Annotated in this window: 1 protein-coding gene; it reads left to right on the forward strand. The window is 65.3% G+C overall.

All coding sequences use genetic code 11. The annotated features are described in order from the left end of the window. The coding region (locus tag BST28_RS22945; RefSeq protein ID WP_109560781.1) for an ISL3 family transposase at positions 1 to 879 on the forward strand (879 nt) is incomplete at its 5' end. Between the last annotated feature and the right edge of the window lie 180 nt (positions 880 to 1,059).

Consider the following 1,059-nt stretch of genomic DNA (forward strand, 5'->3'; position numbering starts at 1 on the left):
CGTCGACGGGCGAGCCCGCAACCGCCGGATCGGAGGTCGCCTGAAAATCACCGATCCACAGGTCTTGACAATATCTCCACCGGCGCGCGGATCTGGGTCGACCGCTTCGACACCGGACTGGTCGACATCGCCGGCGCCGGGGGCCTGCTGGTGCAGATCAACGGCCGCTCGGCCAAACCCGTAGCCAACTGGCTCGCTGAGCGTGACCCAGCCTGGCGGGCCGCCATCGACTACGTGGCGATCGATATATCGAACACCTACGCCAAAGCCGCCCGCGACGCTCTGCCCCACGCCCAGCTGATCGTCGACAAGTTTCACCTGGTCAAACGAGCCAACCAGACCGTTGAGGCGGTGCGCCGGCGCACCACTTGGGACAACCGGGGACGACGGGGCCGCAAAGCCGACGGCGAGTGGCTCAACCGGCGCCGGTTGCTGCGTGCTGCTGAACGTCTCACCGATGACCAGCACGCTCGCCTGGTCGCCGCCCTGGCCGCTGCTGATCCCGCCGGCAACATCCTGGCCGCCTGGATCGCCAAAGAGCTGCTGCGCGACGTGCTGGCCTGCGCTACGACCGGCGGCGCTCGCGCCGACGTCAACGCCGCCCTGTGGCAGTTCTACGACTTCTGCGCCGCCACCGCTGTCCCGGAGATTCACGACCTGGCAAAGACCATCGAAACCTGGCAGGCACCAATGATTCTCGCGATCACCACCGGCCTGACAAATGCCCGCAGTGAAGGCTACAACCGGATCGTCAAGCACGTCGGCCGGACCGCCTTCGGCTTCCGTAACCCCACCAACCAACGCCGCCGAGTACGGTGGGCCTGCACCCGCCAATCACGGCGAGCGCCACTCAGAGCCAGGCGGCTACGCCCCTGCTAACTCGGAAGAGCCGGTTTGCCTTTGTTGTATACGCGGAGGAGATGGCTGACCTCTGGGCATGAGACACAATGGGAAACGCCCCCCGATTTCTCGGGGGGCGTTTCTTTATGTTGTGTTCGGCGGTGTCCTACTTTTCCACCCGGTGGGGCAGTATCATCGGCGCTGACAGGCTTAGCTTCC

Origin of the sequence: Mycolicibacter kumamotonensis (assembly GCF_002086285.1) — a bacterium.
Taxonomy (GTDB): Bacteria; Actinomycetota; Actinomycetes; order Mycobacteriales; family Mycobacteriaceae; genus Mycobacterium; species Mycobacterium kumamotonense.